Annotated in this window: 15 protein-coding genes; 14 read left to right on the top strand and 1 reads right to left on the bottom strand. The window is 34.8% G+C overall.

Features of this window, described 5'->3' with window-relative positions; all coding sequences use genetic code 11:
- Positions 1-141: 141 nt before the first annotated feature.
- Genes MKX69_RS08740 through MKX69_RS08725 form a run of 4 tightly spaced genes read left to right on the top strand, consistent with a single transcriptional unit; the run spans position 142 to position 5933 of the window.
- A complete protein-coding gene (locus tag MKX69_RS08740; protein WP_002289081.1) occupies positions 142-948 on the top strand; it encodes an ABC transporter permease in 807 nt (268 codons plus the stop codon).
- Positions 949-959: 11 nt separating this feature from the next.
- The gene (locus tag MKX69_RS08735) at positions 960-2180 is read left to right on the top strand and encodes an ABC transporter ATP-binding protein (RefSeq protein WP_002318607.1); all 1221 of its coding nucleotides are present in this window, start codon (positions 960-962) and stop codon (positions 2178-2180) included.
- On the top strand, positions 2170-3756 hold the full coding sequence (locus MKX69_RS08730) for a class I SAM-dependent methyltransferase (protein WP_230340878.1): 1587 nt from the start codon (positions 2170-2172) through the stop codon (positions 3754-3756). The genes MKX69_RS08735 and MKX69_RS08730 overlap by 11 nt, the downstream gene beginning before the upstream one ends.
- A gap of 38 nt (positions 3757-3794) precedes the next feature.
- The gene (locus tag MKX69_RS08725; RefSeq protein WP_341009800.1) at positions 3795-5933 is read left to right on the top strand and encodes a glycosyltransferase family 2 protein; all 2139 of its coding nucleotides are present in this window, start codon (positions 3795-3797) and stop codon (positions 5931-5933) included.
- A gap of 106 nt (positions 5934-6039) precedes the next feature.
- Here the strand turns inward: MKX69_RS08725 and MKX69_RS08720 are convergent, their stop codons facing one another.
- A complete protein-coding gene (locus MKX69_RS08720; RefSeq protein ID WP_000122610.1) occupies positions 6040-7332 on the bottom strand; it encodes an ISL3-like element IS1251 family transposase in 1293 nt (430 codons plus the stop codon).
- A gap of 401 nt (positions 7333-7733) precedes the next feature.
- Between MKX69_RS08720 and MKX69_RS08715 the strand changes: the two genes are divergently transcribed.
- From MKX69_RS08715 to MKX69_RS08670, 10 genes are all read left to right on the top strand, one after another.
- The gene (locus tag MKX69_RS08715) at positions 7734-9125 is read left to right on the top strand and encodes a sugar transferase (RefSeq protein WP_002322621.1); all 1392 of its coding nucleotides are present in this window, start codon (positions 7734-7736) and stop codon (positions 9123-9125) included.
- A 19-nt stretch (positions 9126-9144) separates the two neighbouring features.
- The gene (locus tag MKX69_RS08710; RefSeq protein ID WP_230340880.1) at positions 9145-10185 is read left to right on the top strand and encodes a glycosyltransferase family 2 protein; all 1041 of its coding nucleotides are present in this window, start codon (positions 9145-9147) and stop codon (positions 10183-10185) included.
- Positions 10186-10364: 179 nt separating this feature from the next.
- Positions 10365-11237, top strand: a complete 873-nt coding sequence (locus MKX69_RS08705; RefSeq protein ID WP_341009795.1) for a LicD family protein — start codon at positions 10365-10367, stop codon at positions 11235-11237.
- Positions 11234-11935 (top strand): IspD/TarI family cytidylyltransferase, encoded by a 702-nt coding sequence (locus MKX69_RS08700; RefSeq protein WP_002310302.1) that lies wholly within the window; start codon positions 11234-11236, stop codon positions 11933-11935. The genes MKX69_RS08705 and MKX69_RS08700 overlap by 4 nt, the downstream gene beginning before the upstream one ends.
- Positions 11936-11942: 7 nt before the next feature.
- A complete protein-coding gene (locus MKX69_RS08695) occupies positions 11943-13010 on the top strand; it encodes an NAD-dependent epimerase/dehydratase family protein (RefSeq protein ID WP_341009789.1) in 1068 nt (355 codons plus the stop codon).
- A complete protein-coding gene (locus tag MKX69_RS08690; protein ID WP_002314201.1) occupies positions 13003-13980 on the top strand; it encodes a glycosyltransferase family 2 protein in 978 nt (325 codons plus the stop codon). Before MKX69_RS08695 ends, MKX69_RS08690 begins: the two co-directional genes overlap by 8 nt.
- Before the next feature lie 11 nt (positions 13981-13991).
- The gene (locus MKX69_RS08685) at positions 13992-15383 is read left to right on the top strand and encodes an O-antigen ligase family protein (protein WP_341009786.1); all 1392 of its coding nucleotides are present in this window, start codon (positions 13992-13994) and stop codon (positions 15381-15383) included.
- Entirely contained in the window at positions 15383-16207 is an 825-nt protein-coding gene (locus MKX69_RS08680; protein ID WP_002314199.1) for a LicD family protein, read from the top strand. The genes MKX69_RS08685 and MKX69_RS08680 overlap by 1 nt, the downstream gene beginning before the upstream one ends.
- A gap of 46 nt (positions 16208-16253) precedes the next feature.
- On the top strand, positions 16254-17189 hold the full coding sequence (locus tag MKX69_RS08675; RefSeq protein ID WP_308947476.1) for a lipopolysaccharide biosynthesis protein: 936 nt from the start codon (positions 16254-16256) through the stop codon (positions 17187-17189).
- A 33-nt stretch (positions 17190-17222) separates the two neighbouring features.
- A complete protein-coding gene (locus MKX69_RS08670; RefSeq protein WP_308947475.1) occupies positions 17223-18653 on the top strand; it encodes a lipopolysaccharide biosynthesis protein in 1431 nt (476 codons plus the stop codon).
- Positions 18654-18694 lie beyond the last annotated feature (41 nt).

The following is an 18694-nucleotide window of genomic DNA, read 5'->3' as shown; positions in this document are numbered from 1 at the left end:
GCATCTTCTGTAAAATAGAAACGTTAGAGAAAATCTTGTATCATAGAAAATTAAGAAATAAATAAGAACGCAGCTCGGTACCAAAAATATGGTAAAATGGCACTTGACTGTAATTCACTGAAATCGCTTGGAGGAACACAAATGTTTAAAGATTTGTATTTATTTATGAAGGACATTTATCAGAACAGAAAATTACTGCTACAGTTTTCGATCAATGACTTCAAATCAAGATATGCAGGATCGTTTTTAGGGATCTTATGGGCGTTTATCAATCCGTTATTTACTGTATTGATTTATTGGCTGGTATTTGGCGTTGGATTGAAAGCACAAATGATCGATGCAAAATACCCATTTATCGTATATTTAGTTACCGGGATGATTCCTTGGTTCTTCTTCTCTGATGCCTTTGCATCAACTACGGTTGTTTTTCGGGAATATACTTATTTAGTAAAGAAAGTCGTATTCAATATTCGTATCTTGCCCACGACGAAAATCCTATCCAATTTGTACACCCATTTATTTTTCATTCTGATTGGCATAGCTGTTGCGCTTATAAATGGTATATATCCTTCAGCCATGTCTTTACAGCTGATTTACTATCTATTTTGCATGTGTGCTTTCTTGACAGGATTGACTTGGCTGACAGCATCCATCCAACCATTTTTACCAGACATCATGCAATTGATTACGATCGTCTTGCAGTTGATCATGTGGACGTTGCCGATATTATGGAGCCCGAACCAGTTTGACTCAGGTCTTGTAAGCATATTGAAATTAAATCCGCTGTACTATGTTGTTCAAGGCTATCGTGAGTCGTTTTTAAGTGAAGCTTGGTTCTGGGAGCATGGAACATATACTTTGTATTTCTGGGTGTTCACATTAGTAATGTTCGTAATCGGCTCTGCAGTGTTCCGTAGATTGAAACCACATTTTTCAGATGTGTTGTAAGGAGAATAGCTATGACAGAATATGCAATTAGACTAAAAGATATCACAAAATCTTATAATATGTACGCAAAACCGTCGGATCGATTTCGTGAAGCTCTTAATCCTTTTAAGAAATCCTATCATGATGTGTTTTATGCGTTGAAAAACGTGAATGTAGAAATAAAAAAAGGTGAGATGATCGGTTTCGTTGGAGAAAACGGATCCGGAAAATCTACGATGTTGAAAATCATTACAGGGGTACTGACACCAACAGCCGGTACGATGGAAATCGAAGGGAAAATCTCTGCTTTGCTAGAACTAGGTTCAGGATTCAATCCTGAGTATTCTGGCTATGAAAATATCTATTTAAATGGGATGGTACTAGGCTTTTCAAGAGAAGAAGTCGATGAAATGGTCGATGATATCATTGAATTTGCTGACATCGGCGACCATATTTATCAACCTGTAAAAACTTATTCAAGTGGGATGTTCGTTCGTCTAGCTTTTGCTGTAGCAATCAATGTGAATCCTGATATTTTGATTGTAGATGAAGCATTGGCAGTAGGAGACCTTGAATTTCAACTAAAATGTATGGAAAAATTTACAGAAATCAAGAACTCGGGAAAGACGATTTTATTCGTTTCTCATGATATCAGTTCGATTCGCCGTTTTTGTGATCGTTCCTATTGGTTGAAAAACGGAGAAGTCGTCGAATATGGCGATACGATGGAAGTAACGACGAATTATGAAAACTTTTTAAAGAAAAAATCAGTTAAAACAGTGGATCGGAATAAAAACCAAGTAGAACGGTTCGCCGCTCCAGATATCGTCGACGTGACGAAAGCGGAATTGTTGGATAAAGACAAAAATCCGGTGGATATGCTGGAACAAGGAGAAAAACTATACGTTAAAGTAACTTATGAAGTAAAAGATGATACAATCAAAAATCCGGTTTTAGGAATTGCGCTACGAACAGTCGACAATTTTTATGTGTGCGGACTCAATACTCTACTAGATGGTATCAAGATTCCTTGGAAAAAAGGAGAGAATATCTTTTATCTGGAGTATGAAAAGTTAGGTTTGTTAGCTGGTGAATATTATTTTGACGTTGCGGTCTTTGAAGAAAATGCAACGGTTCCTTTGGTATATAAGACAAAGTACATGAATTTGTTTGTCAGCGGTTCTTATATCGGAGAAGGCATCGTGGTCTTAGACCATAAATGGGAAGAAGGGACTCATAGCAATGAAATATGATTTTGAAATGGACCTAGATGAACAAAGCAGTGTGGGAAAAATTGCCGCACAGATCAAACCAGGAAGTAAAGTTTTAGAGTTTGGTCCCGGAAACGGCCGATTAACGAAACATTTAATCGGTGCAAAACAATGTGAAGTGAGCATTGTTGAGTTAGATAAGGAATTGTTCGATTTTGTCAGCGAATTTGCTCAAGATGGATTTTATGGTGATATCGAAAGTTTTGAGTGGGCAAACTATTATGCTGGACAGACATTTGATTACGTCTTGTTTGCGGATGTTTTAGAACATTTGGTAGATCCTGGAAAAACATTGAAGAAAGTCAGAGAATTTTTGAATGAAGAAGGAGAGATCCTGATTACATTCCCTAACTTGGCGCATAATTCTGTCATGATCGATTTGTTCAATAACCAATTGCCGTGGGCTTCTTATGGTCTCCTAGATGAAACCCATAATTCTTTTTATACTCATGATGGCTTCCAAAAAGTTTTTGAAAAAGCGGGATTATTCATTAATATTGAAGATTATTTGTACTTAGCTGTAGGTGATACAGAATTAAAATCAACTTATGAAGAATTGCCAGAAGCTGTACGCTATGATTTCAAAATGCGACCATTCGGTGAAGTCTACCAATACTTTTTCTCATTGATGAAACATCCAGTAGCACAAAGTTCCATTGCACAGCCACAAAATTCTAATTATGTAAAAGTGTTAGAAGTAACCCAGCAAACGAAACAAGATGAAACAATCCACCAAATACCATTCAATAATTTCACTGGGGAAAATGAGACACTAAGTTTCCCCGTATCAGAAACAACAGAAAGAATGGTGTTTCGCTTCGCGCAACAACCTAGCTTTATCGAATTCAGCGCAGAAGCTGCCGGAGAAAAACTAACATTTATCGATTCGAATGCTGTAGTCAAAACAGTAAATGATTGTTATTTGTTTGATGGGAAAGAATTACCAGAGTTCGTTCTAACGGATATTTCTGGGAAAGAAGTGACTATCCATTGTCACTATCGCTTTATCGGGGAATTGACACCAACAATGAAAGAATTGTTGGAAACGATTCGTCCCATGGCTGAAGTCACAAAGCAGCTTTCTGAGAAAAATGATGAATTAGAAAGAGAAAATCATCATCTTCTTGAGGAAAATACAAGACTAAATCATATGTTAAAAACAACCACAAATCGCTATTGCACATTGTTGGAAAGTGATGAATGGACAATCAAACATAGATTAGGACGACGTAAGAAAGAAACATCGAAAAAAATCCAAGAAAAAGAGCTTTCTATATGTATTGACGAGAAAATCTGGGATGCAGAAACAAAAATATTAAAAATCATCGGATGGGGAATCGCTAATTCGGATCGCCAGCCATTGTCCTATAAGTTATCAGCTGACCAATCGCCATTTTTCGAAGCAATTCCTGTTTCACGAGAAGAAGTCAATCAAGCAGAACAGCTCGCAAAAGGAACAGAAGCGGGATTTGAATTACGAATCCTCTGCGAGCAAGAACGTTCATTCTTAGTGGAAGCAGTGGCTCAAAATGGCCAATCATGGATCATTGAAATGTAAATAATGTTTAACTTATAAAGATAAGGAGTAAACGAATCGTGCAAAAAAAAGAAATTGCCGTATTTATCGATCAAATCACTCGTGAACGGGCCACTGGCGATTTGCTTATTGTGGGCTGGGCAATTGATGAAGTGACCAAAGAAATCCCTACGATAAAGGTAGAAAAAGAAAATGTGATTGCTGAAGCAACACATGTCGTAAGATTGGATATCAATCGTTTATATAATCTTGATGTTAAGACCCAAAGCGGTTTTAAGATACGTTTATCGGGGAAAATGAGAGGAAAAGCAATCTTAGACTTCCAAACAGCGAGATATCAAAATGGCATAGCTGTGAAATTAAACGGTAAATACCCTTATGATGACGGCATTGAATCTTCATGGGAAAGAAAAAAAAGATTACTGAAAAAAGGGATAAATTATGCAAGGACTCATGGCGTAAAAAAAGCAATCCGCCGAGTCAAATTGGAATTGAAGCCAGGATCGATCAATTATGCAGAGTGGATCAGTCGTCATGAGAAACCAGATTTGAAAGAGCAAAGGAAAGAAGCACAAGGATTTGCGTACCGCCCATTGATTTCCATACTTATGCCTGTCTATAACGTTGAAATCAAATGGCTCGAAAAATGCATTGATTCGGTACTGGATCAAACGTATGATCATTGGGAACTATGTATCAGTGATGATGCTTCTACTGATCCAGCTATCCGAAAGTGTCTGGAATCCTATCAAGCAAAAGATGATAGAATCAAAGTCGTTTTCCGACAAGAAAATGGACACATCAGTCTGGCAACTAATTCTGCATTGGAAATGGCAGAAGGAGAGTTTATAGCACTCTTAGATAATGATGATGAATTACCGCCATTTGCATTATATGAAGTGGCAAAAGTGCTAAACGTACATCCAGAACTAGATTTGATCTACAGTGACGAAGATAAAATCGATGCAGATGGCAATCGTTTTGATCCGCACTTCAAAGCAGACTGGTCGCCTGATACATTGATGGGAAATAATTATATCTCTCACTTAGGCGTATATCGAACAAGCATTGTTAAAGAACTTGGCGGTTTCCGTAAAGGTTATGAAGGGTCTCAAGATTATGATTTGGTCCTTCGTGTGACAGAACAAATCCCTGCAGATCATATTTACCACATTGACCGAGTCTTGTATCATTGGCGGACGATCCCAGGATCAACTGCAAGTAATGGTGAAGCCAAAAGTTATATCTATGATTCCGGAGTGAAAGCATTGACAGATGCCCTGTCTAGAAGGAATATCAAAGGAAGCGTACGTCCTGGCAGAATTTCTGGATTTTATGAGATTACTTATGACGTCTTGCAAGAGGATTTGGTCAGTGTGATCGTTCCAACGAAGAATGGCTATGAAGATCTAAAAAATTGTGTAGATTCGATCATCGAAAAAACGTCTTATTCAAATTATGAAATCATTATTGCGGATAATGGAAGTACAGATCCAAAAATGCAAGAATTATTTGCAGAATACAAGCATCAGCTGAAAGACCGCTTTATCGTAGAATTGATTGACATTCCATTCAATTATTCTCGAATCAACAATTTAGCAGCAGAAAAAGCAAACGGCAAATACTTTTTATTCTTGAATAACGATACAGAAGTGATTGAGCCAGATTGGATGACGGCGATGGTTTCTTATGCACAGTTTGATCGAATCGGCTGTGTAGGAGCAAAACTGTTTTATCCAGATGATACAACGCAGCATGCAGGAGTACTATTAGGAATCGGTGGTGTTGCAGGGCATGCATTGAATAACTATGATCGAACACATTGTGGTTATTTCGGCCGATTGGTCATTGACGTCAATTACTTAGCAGTCACTGCAGCTTGTATGATGGTCAAGGCAGCTGACTTCAATGCTGTCAATGGATTTGATGAAACATTAGAAGTAGCATTCAACGATGTTGACTTGTGCTTGAAAGTTTATGAACTGGGTCGTTACAATGTCTATGCACATCAAGCAGAATTGTACCATTTCGAATCTAAATCAAGAGGTTATGAAGATACACCAGAAAAACAAAGACGTTTTGCTGGGGAAATCAAAAAAATGCAAGATAAGTGGCCTTCTTATATTGCTCATGACCCATTTTATAACGATAATCTAACTAAAGAAGGAATCGGCGATTTTTCGTTGAGACCTGATTGATCAAAAGAACTGTATTTTCATTTTTAGGCTCTTTGTCAAATGATGTTGGTAAAGAGAAACCTTAGAATAATTGGAGATCAAGTGGATCAGTTCCTCTTGATCTTTTTTAGTTGAAAATCAATGCGTTGCCATGACGAATCATGATGCGCAATTTGAAATTATAAAAGCTACGAAAGCCATATGCATTTCGTTTTAACACTTTGATATGGTTGTTCAGACATTCAAGTGGGCCATTTGAATAACTTTGTTGTAAAGCATTTTTGATTTGTGGCAGAAATTTCTGGAACGTTCTCAAGGTCGTCTGATAGCCTTCGGGAAGCATGATATTATTGGTAAGTAGTTCTTCAAACGATACGTAGTCTCGTTCCTTTACAGCGTAAAGAAAGTCTTGATATAACTGATAGCCTACACGCAAAGCAGGGCTCCCTTTCAGTAAGCGATCCACAATATCGGTCTCTGTTAAATGAGCTTTGAAGCCAGGTCGCCAAAGGCGTCGAGTATAATCAAGCTTGCGTTCATCTTTTTGAAGAAGTTTCCAGTATCTTTTTAATTGCTTACCTAATTGATAGTGTTTTTGTTCTTTGCTTTTTAATAGTTGGTTCGTTTCTTTGATTCGATGATTGCGAAAGGTACGACCAATATGTTGGACGATGTGAAACCGGTCAATAATCAGCTGTGCTTTTGGAAACAGCTTTTTAACGAGCGATACATAAGGAGCGTACATATCAATCACGATCCATTCGACCGCTTCACGAATTTCTCGTGAAAAATGACTAAAATAACGTTTTAAAAAAGGCAGTTGTCGGTTCTCGACAATGTCCAATAAGCGCTGTGTTTGTCCATCCATCATGATGAAACTCATAGCACCTGAAACACCCCGAACTGATTTGAATTCATCAAAACAAAGTACCTTAGGTAACGGTGTCCGAAAAGGATTCAACGGACGATAAAATCGCTTCATAATACGGTAAACAGAAGAGACCGATAGATTTTTCTGAGCGGCGATCTCTGTCATTGAGGTATTTTTTTTCAGACGAGTCACGACAGACCAGCGGACTTTCTCACTGATGAAACAGTGTTTTTTCGCAACAGAAGTATCTGCGACAAAGGTCCGCTGACAAGCTTTGCATTTGAAGCGTTGCTTTTTCAATTCGAGGTAGGTACGGTATTCAGAAACATCGTTCATTAACAACCGGACGGTTGTTGTACCCCAACGCACAATATCTGAAGCAATCTGGTGTTTACAGTGGATGCATTCTTGGGCTGTATAAATCAAGTTTCCACGATAAATATGACAGATTTGCCCTTTGTATTTTTCTTTTGTGAGACAATTTTCGTTAAAAGTAACTGATAAGTCTAGAATATCTAATGTTTCTTTGATAAGGTGAGTGTAAGACATCTTGATTCCTCCTTTTGGGTTGGTTCGCCAAATTAATTCTAAAGGATTTCAAGGTGTCTTTTCTATATGTTTTGGAAAATAAAAAAGATGCTGGTGTCATCCACCAACATCAAAAAGTATAGAGCCCATTTTTATTGATGAAAATACAGTTTTTTTTAGTTTAGTATATGAATATTGTAACTTGTGACCGAAGAGATGATAGGAAGAACATCCATTCAGTAGGAAGCGTGTGATACGGTTTTTGTCCAACTCTCTGTTAGGCAGAGATACACATATAAGCATACAATAGTTGCCTTTTCTAGTTTCTTTTAATTTCTTTTACAATTTGGTTATTCACTAGGTTTTTAAACTTTGCTATGGTAAGATGATAGAGGCATTATTTTATGGTTAGGAGTGTATATATGAATAAAAATGGGGAGTGGAATGCGGCACGCAGGATATTCATTATCATCATGGATGTACTTGTATTGAATGTGTCGATCTATCTTAGCTTTTTGCTGAAGTTCCAAGGAGAAGTCCCAGCAAGAAACTTAGAGACCTTTCAGCATTCAGCAGTTTTTATTTCCATTATCTTTATTGCGTTGAATATTTTGTTAGGAGCTTATGTATTCTATAACCGAATGATCAGTGATATCGTCTTCATTACTGTTATTGGACAGGTGCTGATAGCATTGGGGATCATGGTGGTTACTTTTGCTGGACGTTGGTTTGCATTTCCGCGTGGCGTCATCGTGCTCTCGTTTATACTTGGCACGATATTACTTAGCGTTTATCGGATAGTCGTTTATAAACTATACTTAAGAGTCAGTCGTGATAAGAAAGTACTTATCGTAGGTTTGGAGAAAGATGTCGCACCAGCGATCCAAAACTTTCAATCTAAGAAAAACAACAAACATAAGGTTGAAGCAGTAGTGATCGACAATTATTATGAAAACACAAAAAAATTGATTGATGACATCGATATTGTCTACCTAGCTTCTAAAATCCCAGAAGATGAAAAAATCAATATTTATCAATTAGTGACAAAAAAAGAGAAGAAGCTGTTTTTAAATACAACTTTTGAAAATTTAACGATGATCAATCCGAACATCATGAATTTCGAAGATGAAAGTATCATTGAAGCTTCCGGTTTCAAAATTCAGCCGGAATATGAATTATTCAAACGTCTCTTTGATATCATCGTTTCGCTTATTTTACTGATCCTCGCTTCACCTTTTATGCTAATCACAGCGATTTTGGTAAAAACAACTTCACCTGGACCAATTATTTATAAACAAGTACGTATTACGAAAAATCAAAAGGAATTTTCAATCTATAAATTTCGTTCCATGAGTGCAACAGCTGAAGCAAAATCAGGACCAGTCTTGGCAAAGAGCAATGATGCACGTGTGACACCAGTAGGCAAATTTATCCGTGCCGTACGTTTTGACGAATTACCTCAAATATTTAATGTATTGAAAGGCGATATGTCGATCGTCGGACCACGTCCAGAAAGACCATTTTTCGTTGATCAGTTCAATGAAGAAAATCCTTATTATTATTTAAGACACAATGTACGTGCAGGGATTACCGGATATGCACAAGTATACGGAAAATATGTATCAGATTATAATAGTAAACTACGTTTTGATTTGTTGTATATCAAAAAGTATTCCTTACTATTAGATTTAAAGATTTTACTTCAAACAATCAAAATCTTATTTGATAAGATGTCCTCACAAGGACTAGATGAAGATGAAAATATCAGTTCATTAGCAGAAATCGACTTTTCACAAGAGAAAATTTATCGCTAAGCTGGAGGAAAGAAATGAAATGAGCCATCCGATATTTAGTATAATTGTTCCAGTTTATAATGCCGAAGACACGATCGTTCATACAATAGAAGTTTTAAAAAATTTGGCATTTGAAGAATATGAAGTGATTTTGGTCAATGACGGGTCAACTGACAAAACAGAGCAGCTGATTCAGTCAGCTATCCAAGGAGATAGTCATTTTCAACTTTTTACAACCGAAAATCAAGGACCTGGACTTGCTCGAAATGAAGGCATCAAGCAAGCTACAGGGAAATATGTATTATTTTTCGATGCAGACGATGAGCCAGTCAAAGAAATTTTGGCAGATTATCAGCAGTTGTTTGAACAGTATCCTGAAGCAGATTTGCTTATCAGTTCTTTTACATTCCGCACGCTAAGCGGGGAAGAAATCATTTCGGAAAAGGACTATCTTGTTCCAGAATACCAATATACAAATCATGAACAGTTCGTGGATGATATGTATCAACTGATGAATCAGCAGTTGATGTATGTGGTTTGGAACAAATGTTACAAGAGGGAAATCTTGATGGAAAAACAGATTCTATTCAAAAATTACAGCAGTTGTGAAGACCGTATCTTCAATTTGAACTATTATGAACATTGTCAGCAAGTAATATTGAATCCAAGAATCGAGTATATTTATCATTTTGAAGGTGGAAAAGGGATAACCAACCAATATAAACCGAATAAATTTGAAACCTTTAAAGAATTTTATGAATTAGCAAATGTCGTGACAAGTGATAAAGACAAACCAGGTATGGCTTCTCTTCTTTTAAAAGGAACAACCTCTGTCATTTTTTCTATTTATGAGAATTCTGAGCGAACTGCTAAAGAAAAAAGAGAAGAAGCTATGCATATCTTGAATGATCCAGCCATCCAAGAAGCTAAAAAAGTTGCATTGACTGATTCCAGCGCGAAAAAAGTAACAAAATGGCTGTATAATTTGCCGGCTCCTCTATTATTATCTGCGGTGAAAGCCGGCAGCTTTGTGGAAGTGAAAATGCCAAGCATCATGGCATTGTTGAAGAGAGTTTATTAAAAAAGTCGGAATAAGGGGTTGTGACTGTTTTTTGTCACAACCCTTTCAAAAACAAAAAATAGCTGTTTATCTATCCGTTTTCAGTCAGTAAAGAAAGAACCACTTGCATAAGATTGAAAACCGCCTCTATTTATGAGAAAATAGGGAAGATTAATAAAAGAATGGTTGAGGCAACTATAATGTACAGTACAGATCCTGAATTAAAAAAAATTCAAAAAGTAAATCTCGAAATGGCACAATACTTTGTAGATTTTTGTAAAAGTCACGATTTGTTGTGTTATTTTTGTGGTGGCGGCGCAATCGGAGCAATTCGACATAAAGGTTTTATCCCATGGGATGATGATTTAGATTTTTTCATGCCTAGAAGGGATTATGATCGCTTAGCTGAATTATGGGAAACCGGCCCACAAAAAGATAAATTTGTTTTATTAAGACCAACTCTGACGAATCACGATCGGAACTCCTTTACAACTATCCGTAACGTCCAAACGACCTTTATCAAAACGTATCAGGAAGATTTAGATATCCCTCATGGTATCCAATTAGATATTTTTCCGTTAGATACTGCACCTGAAAAGCAAGCAGAACGGAAAAAGCAAAAGATATGGGCAATGATCTATGTGCTTTATCGAAGTCAGCAAGTACCGCAAAACCATGGGAAAGTAATGGAATTAGCTGGAAAGTTATTGTTAAATAGCGTATCCGCAAAAACGAAGTATAAAATATGGAGATATGCTGAAAAGCAGATGACCAAATACAATGATAACCCGACGAATTTCGTTACAGAACTTTGTGTCGGTCCACGATATATGGGAAATGTTTATCCTGCAAAAGACTTTGAATCTGCTGTGTGGATACCATTCGAAGATACAGAGATGCCAGTACCAATTGGCTACGATCATTATTTAAGTCAAGTTTTTGGCGACTATATGCAGCTTCCCCCTGAAAAAGATCAGGTTTCTCACCATGAAGCAGTTTATATTGACCCAGAACATTCATACAAAATGTACAAAGGAAAATATTATTTAACTAAAGGAGCAGAAAAAAAATGATTACAGCTATTATTATTGCCGGCGGTGTCGGTAAACGTATGGGACAAGATATCCCAAAACAGTTCATTACAATTGAAGGTAAACCTATTATTATCTATACTTTAGAATCATTTCAAAAACATCCACAGGTCGATCGGATTTTAGTCGTTTGTAAATCTGGCTGGGAAGAAACGATGTGGGCGTATATCAAAGAATTCAATATTAGCAAAGTCCAATGGGTCATCACAGGGGGATCAAAAGGACAAGAGTCAATCAATAATGGTGTCCAGTTTTTGAAAGATTACTCTGAAGACGATGATACGATCATCATCCATGATGGTATCCGTCCACTAGTAGACGAACTGGTATTGTCAGATGTAATCGTTAAATGTAAAGAATTTGGTAACGGTGTAACCTCTCTACCTTACAACGAACAAATTTTTATCAAGAAAACAGAAGAAACGACGGAACAGTATGTCGATCGTAACACATTGCGACGTGTCTCAACTCCACAAGCTTACCAATACGGAAAACTACGGGCAGCATATGACCGAGCAGTGAAAGAAGACATTGGTATGACTGATTCTTCCTATACGAATACCATGATGGTAGATTTAGGAGAAACTTTATATTTTGCTGCTGGTTCTGATAAAAATATCAAATTGACAACAACAGATGATCTAGAATTGTTCAAAGCATATTTAAAAATGAAAGACTAGGAGAAAGATGATGACGTTGATTAAACAACCAATGTACCAAAAAGATTTGGCAAAAGTGATCGATCATACACCAAAAATAAAACAGCTACATGGCAAATCCGTTCTGATGATTGGCGCTTCGGGAATGATCGGCTCTTTTTTGATTGATACGTTGATGGCTGCTAATGAACAACTAGACATCAAAATCAAAGTATATGCTATGGGCAGAAACCGTCAGAAGCTTGAAAAAAGGTTTGCCAGTTATCTTTCCTTAGATACTTTCGAAATTGTTGAAGGTGACGTCACAGAACCCTTACCAAAAGAAATTCAAGCTGACTATTTGATACACGGTGCAAGTAACACACATCCTAAGGCTTACGCAACTGATCCAATCGGTACGATCATGACTAATCTTGCAGGTACAGAGCAAGTATTGAAACATGCAGTAGCAACCCAGCCTGAGAGAGTATTATTTTTATCAACAGTAGAAATCTATGGCGAAAATCGAGGCGATATAGAAAAATTCACAGAAGATTACTGCGGGTATATCGATTGTAATACACTGAGAGCAGGCTATCCTGAAGGAAAAAGAGTCAGTGAATCATTATGCCAAGCCTACATCGCAAAACACGACCTCGACATCGTGATTCCAAGGCTTTGCCGTACGTTTGGTCCGACGATGCTTTTATCTGATACGAAAGCATCCTCACAATTTATTTTAAATGCAGTCGAACAAAAGGATATTGTTTTAAAAAGTGAAGGAAATCAATATTTTTCGTATGTTTATGTTGGAGATGCTGTTTCTGCTATTCTTCATTTACTGCTTGAAGGAGAAAAAGGAGAGGCGTACAATGTTTCTTCAGAAAACTTTGATTTACGACTAAAAGAATTAGCACAACAGCTAGCTGATATCAGCGGCAAACAAGTAATTTTTGAATTGCCGGATGAGATTGAACAAAAAGGTTTTTCAAAAGCAAACACGGCTATTTTAGATAATGAAAAAATCAAAATGACAGGTTGGACACCACTTTTTGAACTAAAAGACTCTTTAGTCCATACCGTAGAATTAGTTAAAGGTGAGAAGCAAAATGTGTGAGATTAGTATTATTGTTCCTGTTTATAAAGTAGAACCCTATTTAAGAAAATGTGTAGATTCAATCTTAGCGCAAACATTTACTGATTTCGAAGTGATATTAGTAGATGACGGTTCTCCTGACAACAGCGGTAAAATATGTGATGAATATGCATCAAAAGACAGTCGTGTCCGTGTCATCCATAAAAAAAACGGTGGATTAAGTAGTGCAAGAAATGCCGGGATTGATGTGGCACGAGGGAAATATTTAGGCTTTGTTGACAGTGATGATTATATCGAAAAAGATATGTATGAACTTTTGTACGACAACATTGTCAAAGAACAAGCAGATCTTTCTATTTGTGGAGTATATGACTTATACGCAAGTAGGGAGCCTAAAATTTTAATGCCACAATATATGGTTTTATCGAAAATAGAAGCGATGAAAATGATTTTAGAAGCAAAAGTTGTTTCTGTTCAGGCTTGGAATAAACTATACAAAAAAGAGATTTTTGATACTATCCGCTATCCTGAAGGTGTTATCACGGAAGATGCTGCTGTTATCCTATCTGTATTAGAAAAAACAGAAAAAGTAGTTATTGACACTCAGCAGAAGTATTATTATTTTCATCGGGAAAACAGCATTTCAAGTAGTGGTTTTGGGGAGAAAGATCTTGATACAATCAATGTTTGGAAAGAGAATGAAATTTGGATTAAAGAACGCTATCCAAAATTATTGCCAGTGGCACATACTAGAACTTGTTGGGCACATTTTATCGTTTTAGATAAGATTGTGATTAGTAATAGTGAATGTAGCTATAAAGGAACCAAAGAAATAGTAAGATTTTTAAGGGATAATTATTTGTTCATTTTAAAGAATCAATATTTTACTAGAAATAGAAAAATAGCGGCGACAGCATTAAAAATAAATTTAAATTTATATAAAAAGCTTTCCATATTGGAAGAAGAGAAGCATAAAAGTAAGCATAGTTAGGTGAGTGGAAAATGGATGTAAAAAAAATAAAGGTTTTTTCTGATAAAAGCAAAAAAGTTTTTATAGTTGTCTTTGGAGTCGCATTGACCATTCGGTTAATTAATTTTTATAGTCTTTTGCCTTCAAAAATCGATACAGCATTATTTTCGTTGATAACTGTATGGGCCTTTGCCATTTTAATAATTGATGCGTTATCTAAGGAAGTAAAAATTTATAAAACAGATTATCTTTTATTAGGATTTATATTAGCTATTTTGTGTTCTACGTTCTTTAATGGACCTAGTGGGATAATTGAAAACATTAAACTAGTCATTTGGCAGGTTATTTATTTATTTGTTGTTTATCGTATTGGAAGAGATAGTATTGATTCTGAATTTCTTACAAAATTCGAAAAATTAATTATAGGTATTTGGAATAATTTGGTTATCATTTCTTTAGGAATGTTCTTTACGCACTATTCTTACGTAGCACCTTTTGAAAAACTTTATAATGGCTTTAGAGCAGGATTTGTCGAGAACCGTTTGTATGGTATTTTTTCTGACCCTAATTTTGCCGGTGCAACTTCTGTAGCAGTTGTTTTTCTTGCTGTAAAGCTATTAATGACGAATAAAAACAAAATGGCAAAAATATATAGCATAGTTACGATCCTTCTTCAATTTGCTTACATCATTTTATCTGGATCAAGAACAGCAGAGATTGCTTTGGTATTATGTGCTTATTTTGCTATCTTCTTTATTGTCTATAACCGATTTGGGAAGACGATTGCTTCTAAATTATTATTGGCAGTAATCTGTGGGGTTATTGGAACTGGAGCTGTTTTAGGAATTGCTGAAGCAGGGAAATATGCTGCCCCTAAATTGATCAATATAACAGCAAGATATGTTCCTAGAAAGTCTGAAAATCCAGATAAAGATCAGAATTCTATCAGTTTAAAACGGGATGATGTTGTAAATAAGGACGATGTGTCTAATAATCGTTTTGCTTTATGGAAAAGTTCGTTTGAGATTTTTCAAAGTAGTCCGCTTGTCGGGAGTTCACCTCGTAATTTAGTTAATTATGCTCAAAAAGAATTACCGAATACGTTCATTGCAACAAAAAAACAAACTTCCCATAATTTTATCTTCTATTTATTAGCAACAACAGGGCTGTTAGGGACTATACCGCTACTTGTATTTCTTGGAATTAAGATTTGGAATACATTGCGACAACTATTTATGCGTACTATAAAAGACTACGATTCGTATGTATTAAATACCATGGCAGTACTTGCAATTTTGATTTCTGCTATGTTTTTAACAGAATTAGTATTAGTAAATAAATTAGGAAGCCTCATCTTTTGGCTATATTTGGGATATATATCAAAAAAAAATTCTGTGGTAGGTAAGGGAGGTATATCAGAATAATGAGAGAATTAAAGATTAAAGATATCCAACGTATAAGCGTAGAAATCCTTGTTTATATAGACCAAATTTGTAGAGAAAATCAGATTGAGTATTCATTATTTTATGGAAGTTTAATTGGTTCAGAGCGACATCAGGGTTATATTCCTTGGGATGATGATTTGGATATTATTTTGACCAGACCTAATTATGAACGATTAATCCAACTTCTTAAAAATGATGATTCGTATAAATTATTAAGTTTTGAAACGAGAGATAATTATAGATATTGTTACGCAAAATTAGTTGATCCTAATACAAAAGCGGTAACGAAGCAATATTATAGTAGTGAAGATCCTGATTTAGGAGTCTTTGTAGATATTTTCCCCTTTGATGGATTTCCAGAAAATCCAGAAGAACGAAAACAATTTGGCGATTTATGTGAACTCTATCGTGCAAACATGATGTTTACATTAAACCATTCGTACGCTATATCCAGATCAAAAGTTAAAGCAATGGTTAAAAGGGTGATTTATTATCCTAAGTACCGTCGACTGTTGAAAAAAGGAAATTACTCATTCTGGAAAAATAAATATGAAGAATTAGTGCGTAAGTATCCGATTGAACAGACGAAGTATTGTGGGTACATGGAATTTATTAATGAAGTATGGGGAGTTTTTCCGATAGAATGGTTTGAGCATTATGAGGACGTAGAATTTGAGGGGCATAAATTTAAAGCAATTAGAGATCGGAAAAAGTTTTTGGAACTGAGATACGGGGACTATATGAAACTCCCGCCAAAAGAAGAAAGAATTTCACATCATCCCTATAAATTTTATGAAAAGTAAATATATGAATTAAATTAATTTGTAATCGAAGTAAGGATGAATAAGAATGATAGACTATAATAAGATAATGATTATTACCCTAGATAAAAAATCTGTCCTTTATTCAACAGACGCAATTGAACTTGGAATAGACGTAAACAGTTATTTTAAAAAAAGAAATATGTTTGTCAAATGTTTAAATCATCTTGACAGATATATTAATACTACTTTTTCCAGAATAGCATATGGTGACTGGAAAAAAAGATTAAATGGGATAGAATTACTAATACTAAATTCACATTTTTTTTCAAAATCAGTTATCAAGTACGTAAATAAACATTATCCACATGTTCGTATTATTATTTGGTATAGTAATCCTGTTTCAGTAGATACATCTATTGACTTCTTTGATGGACTAAATTGCGAAATCTGGTCATTTGATAAAAAAGACGTTGAACAGTTTTACTTAAATTATAATAATCAATTTATTGATACGAGTAGCTTAAAAGTCGTTTCACATGAGAAAAAATATAAGTCTGAATTGTGCTTTATAGGAATAGATAAAGGACGATTAACTTATTTAACAGAACTTCAAACTTTTTTCAAAGAAGTAGGTATAGATTCAATGATCTATATTGTAGATTCTAGTCGAAATTCTTCTTCAACTTATCAATATGAAAAGCCGTTAAGTTATCAAGAGGTAATCAACTATGAAGGAAATTCGAAAGCGATATTAGATATTGTTCAAGAAAATCAAACAGGACTGTCTCTTAGACCTATTGAGTCGATTTTTTTGGGAGTAAAACTAATAACCAATAATAATATGGTAAAATATCAGGATTTCTATAATGAGCAGAATTGTTTTTTACTAACAGAACGACCTTTATCTGAACTAAAACAATTTTTAAATACCCCATATATTCCGGTACCAGATAAAATATTAGAAAAATACACTCTAAAGAATTGGATCAACAACTTTATACGATTTGATTCAGATAAATGATTATAGTTTTTTAGAAAGATGATGTGATAAAACTTGAACACGAAGGCAAAAATGGTTTTTCGTAACTTATATTATACGGTTGGAGCAAATTTCATAACTTTAGCTATTTCCGTACTATTGAATTTATTTGTGCCTAAACTGCTTGGAGTAAGGGAATATAGTTACTGGCAACTGTATGTGTTTTATTCTTCTTATGTTGGTTTTTTGCATTTAGGATGGATAGATGGTATCTATTTAAAAATTGGCGGTGAAGAATATGAAAATCTAGATAAAGATAATCTAGGTTCGCAGTTTTGGTATTTATGCCTTTTTGAGACCCTATTATCTGTAGGTGTTATTATCTTTAGTCAGTTCTTCATGCCTCCATCGTATAAGAAAATGATTTTGACTTTAACAGCAGTAGTTTCTGTTATTACGATAATGAAAACATTTATATTATATGTATTACAATCAACAAACAGAATAAAAGAGTATGCTCAATTATCTCGTGGCGACAGATATTTATATGTAATAATGATAGGAATGTACTTTTTTATAGACGGACGAAACTTTTTTTGGCTGATTATATTAGATATCATTTCAAAACTAATCATCACTTTATGGGGAATGATGCAAATTTCTGATATGGTTTGGCAAAGAAATATACTTAAATTTAAATCTATTTTAAGAGAAATTGTTGATAATATCAATATTGGTAGTAAATTGATGTTATCAAGTATTGCAGGTATGCTTATTATTGGTTCAATTCGTTTTTTTGTAGAAAAAAGATGGACAATTGAAATTTTCGGTAAACTATCTTTTACTTTGAGTATCTCTAATATGTTTTTGACGTTTATTAATGCAATAGGTATAGTAATGTTTCCACTGCTACGTCGTTCGAATAAAGAGAAACTTCCATGGTTATTTAAAACAATAAGAGATTTGTTTGTACCAATTACGTATAGTTTTTTAATTTTTTATGTTCCAGCTAGATATATTTTAAGCATGTGGTTACCAGAATATGCTGATAGTCTTCAATATATGGGAATTCTATTTCCTATTGTTATTTACGAGGGAAGAATGTCTTTATTGATAAATACCTATTTAAAAACAATACGTAAGGAAAAAACAATTTTGTTTGTAAATATACTTACTTTATCATTAACATTGTTGTTTGCTATAGTTATTATTTTCTTAGTTGGAAATATAATGCTTGCAGTAGGACTAATTTTATTTAGTTTAGCATTAAGATGTAATCTTGCAGAATTTTTCTTATGCAAATACTTAGATGTAAAAGTAGGAAGTAAAATTATATTAGAAACCGTATTAACAATCTTATTTATTATTGGTAACATAGTATTCGACGGTGGGTTCTTAAGTATGGTTGTTTATTTAATTAGTTTCTTAGTATATATATTTATTATTAGAAAAAATTTGGTAAAAAGTGCCAAAGAATTTTGGCATCTAATGAAAGCCGATAATTAGTTTGATATTTAAGTTAATAGAAAATAAATATGTGCAATTGG

Source organism: Enterococcus sp. FSL R5-0957, from assembly GCF_038008005.1.
Lineage (GTDB): Bacteria > Bacillota > Bacilli > Lactobacillales > Enterococcaceae > Enterococcus_B > Enterococcus_B faecium.
The sequence above is the reverse complement of the archived record's forward strand: the minus strand, read 5'-3'. Positions and strand labels throughout refer to the sequence as shown.